The organism is Nonomuraea thailandensis (assembly GCF_024172165.1).
In the GTDB taxonomy this organism is placed as follows: Bacteria; Actinomycetota; Actinomycetes; order Streptosporangiales; family Streptosporangiaceae; genus Nonomuraea; species Nonomuraea thailandensis.
Genome location: NZ_JAMZEB010000002.1, coordinates 7,294,971 through 7,310,075, shown reverse-complemented (window position 1 = coordinate 7,310,075; position 15,105 = coordinate 7,294,971). Strand labels below are relative to the sequence as shown.

The window sequence follows — 15,105 nt, the reverse complement described above, 5'->3', positions numbered from 1 at the left end:
GACGTGGCGCCCGCACCCGGTGCGGGCGCCACGTCAGCGGGGTCAGCTCGCGGAGTCCGCGGGCTCGTGCGTGTGCGCGTGCGCCTCCTCGGCGCTCCGGGCGGCCGGGGCCGGCGCGGTGGCGCCGATCGTGCCCGTGTCGAACGCGTACGTGCCCGCCAGCGTCGCGATCGCGTCCGAGTTCACGTCCAGGGCACGGTCGCTGATGTTGCGGATCGTGTCGCAGACGCTGTGGTAGCAGGGGTCGAGCGGGATCCCGGCCGTGCCGCCGAAGATCGCCGCCTCCGCCTCGGTCTTGAGCACCTCGGCCCCGGTGAACAGCCCGCCGGACGGGATCCCGACCGCGATGAACGGCCCGTAGTCCGAGCGCCCGGTGAAGGCGGTCGCCGTGAACGGCAGGCCGCGCCCGGCGAAGAACTTCTCGAAGTCCTCCTCGATCACGTCGGACCCGGCGGGCCCGGCGGTGCCGAAGGCGTCGCCGTCACCGTCGTAGATGCCGAAGGTGTAGTTCGGCGAGGCGATCATGTCGAAGTTGAGGTACAGGCCGATCTTCGCCCGCTCCTCGGGGGTCAGCGCGTTCACGTAGTGCTGCGACCCGAGCAGCCCGAACTCCTCGGCCCCCCAGAACGCGAAGCGCAGCTGGTTCTTCGGCTTGGTCCTGGCCATCTGCAGCGCCACTTCGAGGATGCCCGCACTGCCCGACCCGTTGTCGTTGATGCCCGGCCCCTCCTGGACGCTGTCCAGGTGGGCGCCCAGCATGACGACGTTGTCCGGGTCGCCCTTCCTGCTCTGGGCGATCACGTTGTAGGTGGTCCTGGTCTCCACGATCGGGTCCCAGTTCATCTGGACGGTGGTGCCCGCCGTGGCGGCCAGCTCGTTGCCGACCTCGAAGCTGGTGAAGAACGAGGGGATCGTCACGCCGGGCCCGCCGAGCGTCGGGTTCAGGTCGATCTCGGTACGGCCCGGCTGCCCCTCGTTGAACACGATGGCGGCCGAGGCTCCGGCGGCGATGGCGTTGTCCACCTTGATGCGGAAGTTGCAGGTGCCGCGCTGCATCAGCGCGATGTTGCCGGCCGTGAACCCGGCGAAGTCGCTCGCCTCGCACCCCGACGACGAGGAGTTGGCGGCGGGCCCGGGCGGCAGCACGAGGTCCACGGCCTGCAGCGTGCCGCTGACGGAGCCGGCGGGGGAGTCCTGCATGGCGACGTAGTCGCTGAAGAACCCGTAGGTGTACGTCTTCTGCTCCCCGCTGGTCCGCTTGAGGACCGGCGGGGTGATGTAGCCGTCGAAGGTGAACGCGAACGGCTGGATCGTCACGTCGTACCCGGCGCGGCGCAGCTTGTGCGCCACGTAGTCACGGGAGGCGTCGAAGCCGGGGGTGCCGGAGACGCGGGTGCCGCCGTGGGCGTTCGCGATGGCCTGCAACGCCCACAGGTGTTTCTTGACGTTCTTGCCGGAGACGGCCTTGACCAGCTTCTGGACGTGGCCCCTGCCTCCGTGGGCCTCGGCCGGCGCGGTGAAGGCGACCGGAGAGAGGATCACGGCCGCGGCGGTGATGGCGCTGACCAACCCTTTTCGTGAACGGGAACTCATGGTGCTCCTCGGAAGAACCAGGCCAAAAAGCGCAGATGTCCCGAAACGTATTCATGGGGCACGTGGTAGGGAAGAGTGACCACGTATCCGTTGCATCACGGACTTGGAACGTCGCAAGTCGAGGTGAGGAACCACATGTCCATTTCGCTCCCGTCCACCGGCACGCTGGCCATCGGCGGCAAGACCGTGCACCGCCTCGGCTACGGAGCCATGAGCCTGACGGGGCCGGGCGTCTGGGGGCCGCCCGCCGACCGCGACGCGGCCGTGCGGGTGCTGCGCCGGGTCGTCGAACTGGGCGTGAACTTCATCGACACGGCCGACTCGTACGGCCCGTACGTCAACGAGGAGCTCATCCGCGAGGCCCTGCACCCGTACCCGGAGGGGCTGCTGATCGCCACCAAGGCCGGTTTCGTGCGCACCGGCCCCGGCCAGTGGCACCCGGTGGGACGGCCCGAGTACCTGCGGCAGGAGGTCGAGATGAGCCTGCGCAGGCTCGGCGTGGAGCGCCTCGACCTGCTGCAGCTCCACCGCATCGACCCGCAGGTGCCGCTGGAGGACCAGGTCGGCGAGCTCGGCGCGCTGCGCGACGAGGGCAAGATCGCCGAGGTCGGGCTGTCGGAGGTGAGCGTGGAGGAGCTGGAGCGGGCGCGCCGCGTCACCGGGATCGTCTCCGTGCAGAACCGCTACAACCTCACCAACCGCTTCTCCGAGCCGGTCCTCGACCACTGCACGGAGCAGGGCGTCGTCTTCATCCCCTACAGCCCCGTCGCCAAGGGCGCCCTGACCGGGCCGGGCAGCCCGGTGGAGCACGTGGCCAAGGCGCTCGGGGTCACGCCGTCGCAGGTCAGCCTGGCCTGGCTGCTGGCCCGCTCGCCGATGGTGCTGCCCATCCCCGGCACGTCGTCGATCGCGCACCTGGAGGAGAACCTGGGCGCCTCGACCGTGGAGCTGACGGCCGAGCAGCTCACCGAGCTGGGCTGAACGGAGAGGGCCGGCCCTCAGGCGCGGAGGGCCGGCCCCGGTCTTCAGCGGGTCAGCCCAGGCCGTTGCGCATGGCCGTGATCAGCTCGCCGTTCGTGGTGTCGCCGCTGAGCTCCCAGAAGAACGCGCCGCCGAGGCCCTGGTTCTTCGAGTAGCTCATCTTGCCGCCGATCGTGGCCGGCGTGTCGTAGCTCCACCACTGGTTGCCGCAGTGCGCGTACGCCGTGCCCGCGACCGTGCCCGTGGCCGGGCAGCGCGTCTTGAGCACCTTGTAGTCCTCGATGCCCTGCTCGAACGTGCCCGGCGCGGGACCCGTGGCCGTGCCGCCCGGCGCGGCCTGCGTGACGCCGGTCCAGCCGCGGCCGTAGAAGCCGATGCCGAGCAGCAGCTTGCTCGCCGGCACGCCCTTGCTCTTGAGCTTCTGGATCGCGCTGTCGGAGTGGAAGCCGGCGATCGGGATGCCGGTGTAGGACGTGAGAGGCGAGTGCGGGGCCGTCGGGCCCTGCGCCGCCCAGGCGCCGAAGAAGTCGTAGGTCATGACGTTGTACCAGTCCAGGTACTGCGCCGCGCCGCCGTAGTCGGCCGCGTCGATCTTGCCGCCGTCGGTGCCGTCGGCGGTGATCGCGGCGGTGACCAGGTTGCCGGAGCCGAAGCGGGCGCGCAGCGCCGACATCAAGTTCCTGAACGCGGCGGGGCCGCTGGTGTCGCAGGTCAGTCCGCAGGCGTTCGGGTACTCCCAGTCGATGTCGATGCCGTCGAACACGTCCGCCCAGCGCGGGTCCTCGACCAGCCGGTAGCAGGACTCGGCGAACGCGGCCGGGTTCTGCGCGGCCTGGCCGAAGCCGCCGGACCAGGTCCAGCCGCCGAAGGAGAAGAGCACCTTCAGGTTCGGGTACTTCTTCTTGAGCTTGCGGAGCTGGTTGAAGTTGCCGCGCAGCGCGCCGGCGTCCCAGGTGTCGGCGACGCCGTCCACGCTCTCGCCCGCCTGGTAGAAGCGGTCGTAGTCGGCGTAGCTGTCGCCGATCGTGCACTGGCCGTTCTGCACGTTGCCGAAGGCGTAGTTGATGTGGGTGAGCTTGGCCGCCGAGCCGCTGGTGTCGATGTTCTTGACGTGGTAGGCGCGCTGGTAGACGCCCCACTGCACGAAGTAGCCGAGCACCTTGTTCCCGCCGCCGCCGTTGCCGCCCGTGGTCGTGGCGGTGGCGGCGTTGCTGTTGGCGGAGCGGTTGCCGGCGGCGTCGCGGGCGCGCACGGTGTAGCTGTAGGCGGTGTTCGCGGCCAGGCCGGTGTCGGTGTGGGTGGTGCCGGTCACGGTGGTGACCAGGGTGCCGCCGCGGTAGATCTCGTAGCCGGTGACGGCCACGTTGTCGGAGGAGGCGTCCCAGGCGAGGGAGACGCTGCTGTTCGAGACGCCGGTCGAGCGGAGGTTGCCCGGCACGGTCGGCGCGGTGGTGTCCGTGCCGCCGCCGCCCGTGGTGGTGGCGGTGGCGGTGTTGCTGTTGGCGGAGCGGTTGCCGGCGGCGTCGCGGGCGCGCACGGTGTAGCTGTAGGCGGTGTTCGCGGCCAGGCCGGTGTCGGTGTGCGAGGTGCCGGTCACGGTGGTGACCAGGGTGCCGCCGCGGTAGATCTCGTAGCCGGTGACGGCCACGTTGTCGGTGGCGGCGTTCCAGGCCAGGGTGACGCTGGTGTTGGTCACGCCCGTGGAGCGCAGGTTGCCGGGCACGCTGGGCGCGGTGGTGTCGGTGCCGCCGCCGGTGGCGACCTTCCACAGGGCCGGCACGTTCGGGGGCTCCCAGCCGGGCTGGGAGGTGTGGGCCTGGAGGCATTCGTACTCGACGCCGTTGTAGGTGACGCGCGCTCCCGCCGCGTACGCCGTCCAGGCCGCCCAGTCGGCCTGGACGGCCCGTACGGCCGAGGAGGCGGAGGCCGTCGGCGGGGCGACGACCGCCGCGGTGAGCGGCAGCGCCAACGCCGCCAGCCCGGCGAGGACCTTGCTCAGGATGGTGTGTCTCATGATGCTCCGACATCCGTTGGGGGGTGTGTGGGGGGTGGGATGCCTAGGAAACTATTAGTAAAGTTTCCTTTTAGTTATGGGCCGACGGTATCCCCAACCTGCGGAACGAGTCAATACATGTCGCTCAGATCGTGAAATCGCGCAGTAAACCGGAGTAACGCTTGGGCAGGGGCCTGGCGTACTCGCCGCGGGTGCTCGTCCGCAGGCCGAGTGCGACCAGCGACTCGGCGAAGCGGGTGGCCGCGCCCACCCCGTCGATCACCGGCGCGCCCGTGGCCCGCGACGCCTCGGCGCAGAAGTCCGCCATGCCCGCGCAGCCCAGCACGACCGCGTCGCTCCCGTCGCCGTCGAGCGCCGCCGCGCACAGCTCGATCACCGCCTGCCTGGCGGGCGGCTCCTCCAGGGACAGGACCGGGATGTCGCAGGCGTGCACCCCCTTGCAGGCGGCGGCGAAGCCGTACCGGTGGGCCAGCTCCCACGCCCTGCCGGTCGTCCTGGACAGCGTGGTGACCACGCTGAAGCTCCGGCCGACCAGCGTGGCGGCGTGCATGGCGGCCTCCGCGACGCCGATCACGGGGCCGGTGGCCAGCTCGCGGGCGGCGTCCAGTCCGGGGTCGCCGAAGCAGGCGATGACGTACGCGTCCACCCCCTCCCGCTCGCCGGCCGCGATCTCGGCCAGCACGCCCGGCACGGCCAGCGCCTCGTCGTAGTGGCTCTCGATCGACTCCGGCCCCATGGCCGGGCTCACGGCCGTCACGGTGGTCGCCGGGGACGCCACCGCCCTGGCGCAACGACCGATGGCGGCGGTCATGGCCAGGGCGGTGTTCGGATTGATGACGCGGACGTGGGTCATGCGGGGACGATCCGGGGAGTGCGGCGCTCCAGCGCGACCATCGCCACGAACCCCAGCCCGCAGCCCAGGAACCAGCTGTAGTCGGCGATCCACGTCAGATCGGCGGCCGTGACCAGCTTCGGCACCAGGACCGAGGCGATGGCGGGCACGCCGCTGAGCACCGTGGCCCAGACGGCGTTGCGGTTGTAACCCCGGTCGAACCAGTACCGCCCGCCCGGATCCATGGTGAACAGCTCGTCCACCGACACCCGCTGCCGCGCGCAGACGTAGTAACCGGCGATCAGGATGCCGAACAGCGGCCCGATCAGCGCCCCCAGCAGGCCGAGCGTGTAGTGGATGGCGTCCGGGTCGCCGTACCAGTTCCAGGGCGTCAGCAGCACCGAGCCGACGGCGGCGATCATGCCGCCGGTGCGCCAGCTGATGCGCTGCGGGCTGACGTTGGAGAAGTCGAAGGCCGGTGAGATGAAGTTCGCCACGATGTTGATGCCGACCGTGGCGATCACGAAGGTCAGGCCGCCCAGCAGGATCGCGAACGGCGTGTCGATGCGCTGCACCGTCTGGATCGGGTCGGTGATCAGCTCCCCGAAGACCGGCACCGTGGCCGACGCGGTGATCACCGTCAGCAGCGAGAAGAACAGGAAGTTGATCGGCAGGCCGAGGAAGTTGCCGCGCTTGACGGCCTCGAACGAGCGGCCGTAGCGGGAGAAGTCGCCGAAGTTCAGCATCGGGCCGGAGAAGTACGACACGACCAGCGCGATCGCGCTCAGCATCACGGGGATCGACTCGGCGAACCCGAGGCTCCGGCCCTGCGACAGGTCCAGGCTGATGTTCTCCCAGCCCGCCTGGCTCACCAGGTAGACCGCCAGCACGACCATGACCACGTACACGGCGGGCCCGGCCCAGTCCACGAAACGGCGGATCGCGTCCATGCCCCGCCAGAACACCGCCGCCTGCGCCACCCACAGGATGGCGTAACAGAGGTAGCCGAGCACGGACAGCCCGAGGAAGCGCGGCTCGTTCAGCGCGGCCGTGGCCGGCCAGAACTTGAGGAAGATGATGATCAGCGACTGCGAGGCCAGGTACGTCTGCACGCCGTACCAGGCGATCGCGATCGCGCCGCGCACGATGGCCGGGATGTTCGCGCCGAGCACCCCGAAGACGGCCCGGTTGATCACCGGGTACGGCACCCCGGTGACCTGGCTGGGCCTGGCCACCAGGTTGCAGAAGACGTTGACGATGACGATGCCGGCCAGCAGCGCGAACAGCACCTGCCAGCTCGCCAGGCCCAGCGCGAACAGGCTGCCCGCGGTCACGTAGCCGCCGACGCTGTGCACGTCGGACATCCAGAAGGCGAAGATGTTGTACGACGACCACGTCTGCTTGCGGAGCGGGGCGAGATCCTCGTTGGTGAGCCGGGGGTCGTAGGGCGGGGCCTGGGCGACGGTGGGCTGGGTCATCTGCGGCATCCTTGGGGGGTAGGGGCGCCGGACGGTGTTAAGTCATCACTTAACACTTCATGGAGCGATCCCCCGATTGCGCCCGTGTTAAAGCCCTGTGACGGAGGTTATGGACGACCCCGAGGCGGTCAGCAGCGAGCGGCTCGGCCGGCGGCTCAGGGAGCTGCGCGAGCGGTCCGGCAAGTCACTGCGGGCGGTGGCCCGCGAGCTGGGCATCTCGGCCAGCGCCGTGTCGCAGATCGAGCGGGGCACCATGCGGCCCTCGGTGAGCCGGCTGATCGCGTACGTGTCGGCCGTCGGCGTGCCGCTGGCGGCCGTGTTCGACGCGGCGGAGCACAGGCAGGCGCCGCCCGGCTTCACCGTCAGGCGGGCGGGCGAGGTGCCGCCGATCCGGCTCGGCGGGGGAGTGACGTTCCGGCGGCTGTCGCCGGGGCCCACGCCCGACGTCGAGTTCTTCGAGTCCACCTACCCGCCGCACGCGGTCTCCACCGCCCACGGGCAGTTCCTGCGGCACGAAGGGTACGAGGTCGGCACGGTGACGGCGGGGGAGCTGACGATCGAGTTCGAGTCGGAGGCCGTCACGCTGGCGGCGGGCGACTCGATCACGTTCCCGTGCAGCCGGCCGCACATCATCGGCAACCGCTCGGACACCGTCACCGCGGTCGCCGTCTGGCTGATCGTGCACGCCGGATAACGGTTGCGGAACGGGCACTGACGTTCGCGGGCGCATCCCTCAGCATGGGGGTGTGGCAGGGATGACCGCCTGGCGGCGGGAAGCTGTACGCCGGGGGCCGTACGTCGCCCGGGCCGTGGCGGAGCTGAGGTCGTGGCCCGCGCTGGCGGTGAGCGACGGCCGGCGCGGCACGACGTTCACCGTGTGCGGCACCGAGATCGTCAGGCTCCGCGGCGCCGACGAGGTGCAGGTGCGCCTGACCGCCCCGGCCATCGACCGGCTGCGGCCCTACCTGAGCACGTGCGAGCAGGTGCAGGCGTGCGAGGACCAGGCCTGGGTGGCCGTGTACGTGGACGCCGAGCCGGACCTGGAGCTGCTGCTCGCCCTGACCAGCGTGGCGATCAAGGCGCACGTGCCCTGAGAGGCGTGACGGCCCGCCGGGTGGGGGAGGTTGCTGGGTGGCAGCGAACCCCGGAGGAGGTCGGTCATGGCCGTGTTACTGCTCGGGACCCTCGACACCAAGGGCGTGGAGTACGCCTTCGTCCGTGACCTCGTCAGGGCGGCGGGGCAGGAGGTCGTGCTGCTCGACGCGGGCGTCATGGGCGATCCCGACCTTCGAGCGGGCGTCGCGGAGGTCGCGGAGGTCGCGGGCGCGGGGGCCGGGGTCGCGGGCGTGGCGCCCGACATCGGGGCGGCGGCCGTGGCCGAGGCGGGCGGGGTGAGCCTCGACCGGCTCAGGAGCGACGGCGACCGCGGCGCGGCCCTGCGCGTCATGGCGGCGGGAGCCGCGAGGATCAGCCGGGAGCTGTGGGAGCGCGGCCGGCTGAGCGGCGTGCTGGCGCTCGGCGGCAGCGGCGGCTCCTCGATCGCGGCGGCCGCGATGGCGGCGCTGCCCGTGGGGGTGCCCAAGCTGCTGGTCTCCACCATGGCGAGCGGCGACGTCTCCCCCTACGTGGGGCAGAGCGACGTGACGCTCATGTACAGCGTCGTCGACGTCGCGGGGATCAACGCGATCTCCCGCCCGATCCTGGGCAACGCGGCGGCGGCGATCGCGGCGATGGCCGCCGCCTACGACGACCGCCGCCGCGAGTCCCCCCGCGAGTCCCCCCGCGAGTCCCGCCGCGAGTCCCCCCGCGGGGACAGGCCCTTGGTCGCCGCCACCATGTTCGGCGTGACCACCCCCGCCGTGAACGCAGCCAGGGCCCGGCTGGAGGAGCTGGGCTACGAGGTGGTCGTCTTCCACGCCACCGGCTCTGGCGGGCGCGCCATGGAGGCCCTGGTCAGGGACGGCTACTTCGCCGGGGTGCTCGACCTCACCACCACCGAGCTGGCCGACGAGCTCGTGGGCGGCGTGCTGTCGGCGGGCCCCGGCCGCCTGACCGCAGCCGGGGCGGCCGGCGTGCCGCAGGTCGTCAGCCTGGGCGCGGTGGACATGGTGAACTTCGGCCCCATCGAGAGCGTGCCCGAGCGGTTCGGGCAGCGGCGCCTGCTGGTGCACAACCCGACCGTGACGCTCATGCGGACGACACCGCAGGAGTGCGCCGCGATCGGCCGGGAGATCGGCGCGAAGCTGGTCGCGGCCACCGGGCCCGTGGCGCTGTTCGTGCCGCGCGGCGGCGTCTCGGCCGTGGACGTCGAAGGCGGGCCGTTCCACGACCCAGAGGCCGACGCCGCCTGCTTCGCGGCCGTGCTGGGGGCGGTGGCGGGCGGCGACGTCCAGGTGGTGGAGAGCGAGGACGACATCAACCGGCCCCGGTTCGCGGTCGCCGCCGCCGACCGGTTGCACGAGCTGATCCAGAAAGGGGCGGCATGAACCGCGACGAGGCACTCGGCAGGCTCAGGGCCGAGCGGAAGGCCGGCCGGCTCGTCATCGGGGCGGGCGCGGGCACCGGGCTGTCGGCCAAGGCGGCCGAGATCGGCGGCGTGGACCTGATCATCATCTACAACTCGGGCCGGTTCAGGATGGCCGGGCGCGGCTCGCTGGCGGGGCTGCTGCCGTACGGGGACGCCAACGCGATCGTGGTCGAGATGGCCGGTGAGGTGCTGCCGGTCGTCAAGGACACCCCCGTCCTGGCCGGCGTCTGCGGCACCGACCCGTTCCGGCTCATGCCGCAGTTCCTCGACCAGCTCAGGGCCATGGGCTTCACCGGCGTCCAGAACTTCCCCACCGTCGGCCTCATCGACGGCGTCTTCCGGGCGAACCTGGAGGAGACCGGCATGGGGTTCGACCTGGAGATCGAGATGATCCGGCTGGCCGCCGAGCGCGGCCTGCTCACCGCCCCGTACGTCTTCACCCCCGAGCAGGCCACGGCCATGGCGCGAGCGGGCGCCGACGTCATCGTGCCGCACATGGGCCTGACGACCAAGGGCAGCATCGGCGCCAGGACCGCCCTCACGCTGGACGAGTCGGCCGCGCGCGTCCAGGAGATGCGCGACGCCGCCGTGGCCGTGAATCCGGACGTCATCGTCCTGTGCCACGGCGGCCCGATCGCCGAGCCCGACGACGTCGCCTACATCCAGGCGCGCACCACCGGCGTCGCGGGCTTCTTCGGCGCCTCCTCCATGGAGCGCCTGCCCGCCGAGCGGGCCATCGCCGACCAGTTGCGCGCCTTCAAGAGCCTCTAGGAGAACTCATGCACCGCAGAGCGGACGACGTGCCGACCATGGTGTTCGGCTGGGGCTCGATCAAGTGGCACGTGACGCCCGGCACGGTGCCCGGCGCCTCGTCCACGTTCGGCGAGGTCGTGATCAACCCGGGCCAGGGGCACGACCGCCACCAGCACCCCTTCTCCGACGAGGTGCTCTACATCGTCGAAGGACAGGGGCGGCAGACGGTCGGCGACGGGCCCGAGTTCGAGGTCACGGCCGGCGACGCCGTCTACATCCCGATGGGGACCCTGCACTCGACGTTCAACACCGGGTGGCGCCCCATGCGGATCATCGCCACGTACACGCCGGGCGGCGCCGAGGAGGCGCTGCGCGACCTGCCGGACTTCCTGGAGCTGGCGCCCGGCGAGCATCCCGCCTGGGAGGCCGTCAAGCCGGGGTGACCGGGGGCGTCCCGTGGGTGTGGAAGGAGGCGATCGTCTGCAGGCCCCACGCCTGGCCCTTGGCGCGCTCGGCCTCCGTCCACGTGATGGTCCGCCAGTCGGGGGCCAGGATGAGCCTGGTCAGCGGGTTGCACAGCTCGACGCGGTTGCCGCCGGGCTCGTAGACGTACAGGAAGAACGTCTGCTGGATCGCGTGCTTGTGCGGGCCCGTCTCGATGAAGACGTCGTTCTCCAGGCAGATGTCGGCCGCGCGCAGGATGTCCTCGCGGGAGTTGGTGGCGAAGGCGAGGTGGTGCAGCCGGCCGGAGGAGCCCGACCGGTCGTCGGTGTAGACGAGGTCGTACGACTTGTTGCCGAAGTGCAGCCACTGGGCGGCGATCCGGCCGGAGTCCAGCATGATCTGCTCGGTGACGCGCGCGCCGAGCACGTCGCGGACGAACGCGCCGTTCGCCGCGGCCTCGGCGGCCAGGAAGTTGACGTGGTCGAGTCGGCGCACGCCGACGCCGTGGCCGGGGAAGGCCTGCGGCTGGTTCTTCAACGCCGGGCGCAACTCCTCTGGGGCCTCGTACCACTCCGACTCCCAGTACAGCCGCAGCTCGTGGCCGTCGGGGTCGTGGAAGGCGTACGTCGGGCCGCGGCCCGGCTCGCCGTCGCGCCAGCCGAGGCCCAGCCCCGCGTCCTTGATCGCCAGCACCCTGCGGTCGAGTGCCTCCTGGCTGCTCGCCCGCAGGCCGGTCGCGCGGATGCCCGAGGTGTGGTGCGCGGTGAGCGTCAGGCTGTGGTGCTCGTAGTCGTCGTACGTGCGCAGATGTACCGAGTCGCCGTCCTGGCCCGCGGCCGTCATGCCGAGGATCTCGGTGAAGAACCACAGGCTCCGCTCAGGCCGGGGGGTGAGCAGTTCGACGTGGCCGAGGTGGGCGACGTCGTGCAGCAGGGCGTTCACGGAGTTCCTCCCCGGGGGTAGACCGTTCCGTCGAAGAGCTTGCGCGCGGTGCGCACGCTGGCCGCCCGCAGCGCGGACGGCGGGTCGGTGGACAGGTCGAGCTCCACCTCGACCTCCAGGTGGCCGGTGGGGTGCTCGACGTCGAACCGGCTGCCCTCGGGCAGGCGGGCGTGCCGCCTGGCCACGCCGCCCGGCAGCAGCGCGGCCGTGACGACGCTGACGGCGCCCAGCACCCCGATGGCCGCGTGCGGGCGGACCGGGATGAAGGTGCGGGTGCACAGCGCTCCGCCGTCCCTGGGCGGGGCGACGAGCGTGGTCTTCGGCACCGGCTCGGCACGCACGTCGCCGAGCCCCATCAGCTTGCCGGCCTGGAGCCGCAGCGACTGGACGCGGTCGAGCAGGGCGCGGTCCTCCGCCAGCTCCTGGTGGGACTCGTAACCGGTGACGCCCAGGTCGGAGGCCGCCGCGACGACGACCGGCATGCCGTTGTCGACGCAGGTCACCTCGATGCCGTCGATCACGTCCATCACGCGCCCTGTCGGCAGCAGCCCGCCGGTCGCCGAGCCCGCCGTGTCCTCGAAGCCGAGCACGACGGCGGCGGCCGTGCCCGGCACGCCGGAGATGGCGGTGCCGCCCCGGTAGTCGACCCGGCCGCCGGGGGCCGGGAAGCTCGCGGTGGCGCAGCCGCCGGTGTTGACCAGGCGGATGCGCACGTCGGCGCGGTCTCCGCGGGGCTCGACGAGGCCGCGCTCCACGGCGAACGGCCCCACGCCGGCCAGGAGGTTGCCGCAGTTCTGGCGGCCGGAGACGACCGGCTCGTCCACGGCGACCTGGAGGAAGAGGTAGTCCACGTCGGCCGACGGGTCCGCGCTCGCCGAGACGACGGCGACCTTGCTGGTCAGCAGGTGCGCGCCGCCGATGCCGTCGATCTGGCGCGGGTCGGGGCTGCCGAGGACGCGCAGCAGCAGGTCGTCGCGCTCCGCCGGGTCGTCCGGGAGGTCGCCGGCCAGGAAGTACGCGCCCTTGGAGGTGCCGCCGCGCATCAGCATGCAGCGCACCCCGTCATCGGTCACCGTCGTACTCCTCGTAGGTGATGCCCAGCCCGGGCAGGCGCTCGCGCAGGCCGTACCGGTCGAGGCCGAGCTCGCCCTTCAGGAACGCCTCGCGCGTGGCGGCCTCCTTCTCCGCGCGGGCGGCGGACGCGGCGACGGCCCGGTCGAGCTCCTCGCGCGGGCAGACGAGCACGCCGTCGTCGTCTGCGAGGATCGTGTCGCCCGGCCTGACGAGCTGCCCGCCGATCGTGATCGGCACGTTCACCGCGCCGGGGGTCGCCTTCACGGTGCCCTGCGCGCTGACGGCCGCGCTCCAGGCGGGGAAGCCCATGGCGCGCAGCTCGGCCACGTCGCGCACGCCCGCGTCGATCACCACCCCGCGCACCCCGCGATGGCGCAGCGCGGTCGCGAACAGCTCGCCGAACATGCCGTCCGTGGACGGCGACGTCGTGGCGACGACCAGGATGTCGCCCTCGCGGCACTGCTCGACCGCGACGTGGATCATCAGGTTGTCGCCGGGCCAGGACAGCACGGTGACCGCGTTCCCGCCCGTCCTGGCGCCCGGCCAGGCGGGGCGCAGGCCGGGGCCCAGGTAGCCGGTGCGGCCGAGGGCCTCGTGCACGGTCGCGACGCCGTACCCGGCCAGGGCGTCGATGCGGCCGAGGTCGGCGCGCGGGATGCCGGTGACGACCACGTTCCTCACGACAGCACGTCCGTGACCTGCGGGTACAGCCGCATGTACGCCTCGCCCACGGTGTCGTGCGCCAGGCCGAGGTTCGGGCCCGCGTTGCGCCTGAGCTGCACGCCGCGGCGCTTGGCCAGGTCGGTGTAGTAGTCCCACATGTGCTGCTGGGCGGGCAGGCACTCCATCGCCTTGCGCTTCCTGTCGAACACGGGGGTGATGTCGAGCAGCACCTCCGGCCTGAAGTCGCACTGCTCGGGCTGGTGCGGCTCGAAGAAGAACACCGGGGGCGCGCCGAGCGGCTCGCCGGGCGCCTCGTAGCCGATCGCCTGCGCCAGCACCCGCGCCTGCAGGGCCATCCGGGCCGCCGCCGGGTGGTCCCCGTTGTACGGGTCGGCCAGGGTGTGCGTCAGCACCACGTCGGGCACCACGTCGCGGTAGACCCGGACCAGCCGGTCCACCAGCTCCCGGCTCTCCACCAGGGGGTAGTCGCCCGCGTCGAGGAACTCGATCTCGGCGCCCAGCTCGGCGGCGGCGTTCTCCGCCTCCTCGCGCCTGATCGCCTTGATCTCCTCCAGTGTCCTGCCCGCGCGCCACGCCTTCGCGGACTCGCCGCGCTCACCGTAGCTGAGGCACACCACCTTGGCGCGCTCGCCGCGGCTCGTGGCCAGGGCTATCGCGCCGCCCGCGCGCCAGACGAAGTCACCGGCGTGGGCACTGATCACCAACAGGGTACGAGAAGAGGTCACGCCGCTGACGCTAGGAGCGCGACGACCAGATTGTCAACACTTTCATCGCCAATGTCGCTTCTGGTGGGCGTTTGTCGGCTCTTCTGCTGGCTATTGCACAATATTGTCAACGATGTGGGCATGGGTGAGAGGATGACGTCATGGACGCACCCCGGGTGGCGCTGCTCGGTTACGGCGAGGTCGGTCATATTCTCGCCGCTGGACTGGCCGGAAGGGTACCGCTGCGCGTGTACGACCCCGCGTACCCGCCGGGCGGCTCCCACGACGGGGAGACGCGCCTGCCTGACGCGTGCGAGCTGGTGGCGCGCAACGCCGACGCCGTACGCGGGGCCGACCTCGTCCTCGCCGTCACCACGGGCGCCGACAGCCTCGCCGCCTGTGCCGAATCCCGGCCCCACCTCCAACCGGGAGCGCTCTACGCCGACCTGTCCACCGGCGCGCCCGGCGACAAGCGGCGGATCGCCGAGTTGCTGGAGCCGGCCGGGGCGGCGGTCGTGGACGGCGCGATCATGGCTCCGGTCCCGCTGCGCGGCCTGGCGACCCCCGTCCTGGCCAGCGGGCCAGGGGCGGACCGGTTCGCCGCCGTCGCGGGCGGCCTCGGCATGTCCGTGACGCCGATCGGCGGCCCGCCCGGCGACGCGGCCGCCAGGAAGCTGCTGCGCAGCGTGCTGGTCAAGGGCCTGAGCGCGCTGGTCATCGAGTCGCGGCGCGCGGCGGAGGAGGCCGGGCTGGGGGAGTGGTTCTGGGGGCATCTGCTGGAGACGGTCACGGCGGCCGACGAGGAGTTCGTGGTGCGGCTGATCGAGGGCGCGGGGCAGCACGGCGTACGGCGGGTGCACGAGATGGAGGCCGCCACGCGCATGCTGGAGTCGCTCGGCGTGCCGGACACCATGACGCGGGCCACGACCGCCACCCTCGACCAGGCCACCCGCACCGGCGTCCCGCCCGTCCCGGCCCCGGGCGGCGCCTCAGGACCGGGTGACGGCCGCCCGGGCCGTGCGGCGACCGGGTGAGGGCCGTCCGGGCCGTGTCGCGATCGGCTGGCCGCCGTCCCGGGG

The 15,105-nt window shown here is 72.0% G+C and carries 15 protein-coding genes; 7 read left to right on the top strand and 8 right to left on the bottom strand.

Going from position 1 to position 15,105, the window contains the following annotated elements:
* Positions 1 to 42 precede the first annotated feature (42 nt).
* Positions 43 to 1,542: a M28 family metallopeptidase gene (locus HD597_RS37315; protein WP_253748512.1), complete on the bottom strand. Its 1,500-nt coding sequence runs from the start codon at positions 1,540 to 1,542 to the stop codon at positions 43 to 45.
* 186 nt (positions 1,543 to 1,728) lie between these two features.
* On the opposite strand from HD597_RS37315, the gene HD597_RS37310 reads away from it, so the two are divergent.
* On the top strand, positions 1,729 to 2,574 hold the full coding sequence (locus HD597_RS37310; RefSeq protein ID WP_253748510.1) for an aldo/keto reductase: 846 nt from the start codon (positions 1,729 to 1,731) through the stop codon (positions 2,572 to 2,574).
* Positions 2,575 to 2,626: 52 nt separating this feature from the next.
* Here the strand turns inward: HD597_RS37310 and HD597_RS37305 are convergent, their stop codons facing one another.
* The 3 genes from HD597_RS37305 to HD597_RS37295 form a co-directional block, all read right to left on the bottom strand.
* A complete protein-coding gene (locus tag HD597_RS37305; protein WP_253748508.1) occupies positions 2,627 to 4,588 on the bottom strand; it encodes a glycosyl hydrolase family 18 protein in 1,962 nt (653 codons plus the stop codon).
* A 124-nt stretch (positions 4,589 to 4,712) separates the two neighbouring features.
* Complete coding sequence (locus HD597_RS37300; RefSeq protein ID WP_253748506.1) at positions 4,713 to 5,441, bottom strand: aspartate/glutamate racemase family protein; 729 nt, start codon at positions 5,439 to 5,441, stop codon at positions 4,713 to 4,715.
* Positions 5,438 to 6,898, bottom strand: coding sequence for an NCS1 family nucleobase:cation symporter-1 (locus HD597_RS37295; protein ID WP_253748505.1), 1,461 nt, complete (start codon positions 6,896 to 6,898; stop codon positions 5,438 to 5,440). The genes HD597_RS37300 and HD597_RS37295 overlap by 4 nt, the downstream gene beginning before the upstream one ends.
* 109 nt (positions 6,899 to 7,007) lie before the next feature.
* On the opposite strand from HD597_RS37295, the gene HD597_RS37290 reads away from it, so the two are divergent.
* From HD597_RS37290 to HD597_RS37270, 5 genes are all read left to right on the top strand, one after another.
* Positions 7,008 to 7,592, top strand: coding sequence for a helix-turn-helix domain-containing protein (locus HD597_RS37290; protein ID WP_253748503.1), 585 nt, complete (start codon positions 7,008 to 7,010; stop codon positions 7,590 to 7,592).
* Positions 7,593 to 7,653: 61 nt separating this feature from the next.
* A complete protein-coding gene (locus tag HD597_RS37285; protein ID WP_253759616.1) occupies positions 7,654 to 7,992 on the top strand; it encodes a luciferase domain-containing protein in 339 nt (112 codons plus the stop codon).
* Positions 7,993 to 8,058: 66 nt separating this feature from the next.
* Positions 8,059 to 9,384 carry a Tm-1-like ATP-binding domain-containing protein gene (locus tag HD597_RS37280; protein ID WP_253748501.1) on the top strand — a complete coding sequence of 442 codons (1,326 nt, stop codon included), beginning with the start codon at positions 8,059 to 8,061 and terminating at the stop codon, positions 9,382 to 9,384.
* A complete protein-coding gene (locus tag HD597_RS37275) occupies positions 9,381 to 10,196 on the top strand; it encodes a phosphoenolpyruvate hydrolase family protein (protein ID WP_253748499.1) in 816 nt (271 codons plus the stop codon). Before HD597_RS37280 ends, HD597_RS37275 begins: the two co-directional genes overlap by 4 nt.
* Positions 10,197 to 10,204: 8 nt before the next feature.
* On the top strand, positions 10,205 to 10,621 hold the full coding sequence (locus tag HD597_RS37270; RefSeq protein ID WP_253748497.1) for a cupin domain-containing protein: 417 nt from the start codon (positions 10,205 to 10,207) through the stop codon (positions 10,619 to 10,621).
* On the opposite strand, the gene HD597_RS37265 is transcribed toward HD597_RS37270, so the two are convergent.
* The 4 genes from HD597_RS37265 to HD597_RS37250 are packed head-to-tail and all read right to left on the bottom strand — an operon-like array spanning position 10,608 to position 14,047.
* Positions 10,608 to 11,564, bottom strand: coding sequence for a catechol 2,3-dioxygenase (locus HD597_RS37265; RefSeq protein WP_253748495.1), 957 nt, complete (start codon positions 11,562 to 11,564; stop codon positions 10,608 to 10,610). The two genes, HD597_RS37270 and HD597_RS37265, sit on opposite strands and share 14 nt — an antisense overlap.
* Positions 11,561 to 12,637 (bottom strand): 4-oxalomesaconate tautomerase, encoded by a 1,077-nt coding sequence (locus HD597_RS37260; RefSeq protein ID WP_253748493.1) that lies wholly within the window; start codon positions 12,635 to 12,637, stop codon positions 11,561 to 11,563. The genes HD597_RS37265 and HD597_RS37260 overlap by 4 nt, the downstream gene beginning before the upstream one ends.
* Positions 12,627 to 13,319, bottom strand: coding sequence for a 4-carboxy-4-hydroxy-2-oxoadipate aldolase/oxaloacetate decarboxylase (locus HD597_RS37255; protein WP_253748491.1), 693 nt, complete (start codon positions 13,317 to 13,319; stop codon positions 12,627 to 12,629). Before HD597_RS37255 ends, HD597_RS37260 begins: the two co-directional genes overlap by 11 nt.
* Positions 13,316 to 14,047, bottom strand: coding sequence for a PIG-L deacetylase family protein (locus HD597_RS37250; protein ID WP_253748489.1), 732 nt, complete (start codon positions 14,045 to 14,047; stop codon positions 13,316 to 13,318). Before HD597_RS37250 ends, HD597_RS37255 begins: the two co-directional genes overlap by 4 nt.
* 140 nt (positions 14,048 to 14,187) lie before the next feature.
* On the opposite strand from HD597_RS37250, the gene HD597_RS37245 reads away from it, so the two are divergent.
* The gene (locus tag HD597_RS37245) at positions 14,188 to 15,060 is read left to right on the top strand and encodes an NAD(P)-dependent oxidoreductase (protein ID WP_253748487.1); all 873 of its coding nucleotides are present in this window, start codon (positions 14,188 to 14,190) and stop codon (positions 15,058 to 15,060) included.
* Positions 15,061 to 15,105: the final 45 nt, after the last annotated feature.

What these genes read in the sequence shown, in the direction of transcription:
- HD597_RS37295 (WP_253748505.1), bottom strand. Translation starts at nt 6,898, where the DNA reads ATGACCCAGCCCACCGTCGCCCAGGCCCCGCCCTACGACCCCCGGCTC.
- HD597_RS37245 (WP_253748487.1), top strand. Translation starts at nt 14,188, where the DNA reads ATGGACGCACCCCGGGTGGCGCTGCTCGGTTACGGCGAGGTCGGTCAT.
- HD597_RS37310 (WP_253748510.1), top strand. Translation starts at nt 1,729, where the DNA reads ATGTCCATTTCGCTCCCGTCCACCGGCACGCTGGCCATCGGCGGCAAG.
- HD597_RS37275 (WP_253748499.1), top strand. Translation starts at nt 9,381, where the DNA reads ATGAACCGCGACGAGGCACTCGGCAGGCTCAGGGCCGAGCGGAAGGCC.
- HD597_RS37280 (WP_253748501.1), top strand. Translation starts at nt 8,059, where the DNA reads ATGGCCGTGTTACTGCTCGGGACCCTCGACACCAAGGGCGTGGAGTAC.
- HD597_RS37300 (WP_253748506.1), bottom strand. Translation starts at nt 5,441, where the DNA reads ATGACCCACGTCCGCGTCATCAATCCGAACACCGCCCTGGCCATGACC.
- HD597_RS37290 (WP_253748503.1), top strand. Translation starts at nt 7,008, where the DNA reads ATGGACGACCCCGAGGCGGTCAGCAGCGAGCGGCTCGGCCGGCGGCTC.
- HD597_RS37305 (WP_253748508.1), bottom strand. Translation starts at nt 4,588, where the DNA reads ATGAGACACACCATCCTGAGCAAGGTCCTCGCCGGGCTGGCGGCGTTG.
- HD597_RS37270 (WP_253748497.1), top strand. Translation starts at nt 10,205, where the DNA reads ATGCACCGCAGAGCGGACGACGTGCCGACCATGGTGTTCGGCTGGGGC.
- HD597_RS37285 (WP_253759616.1), top strand. Translation starts at nt 7,654, where the DNA reads ATGACCGCCTGGCGGCGGGAAGCTGTACGCCGGGGGCCGTACGTCGCC.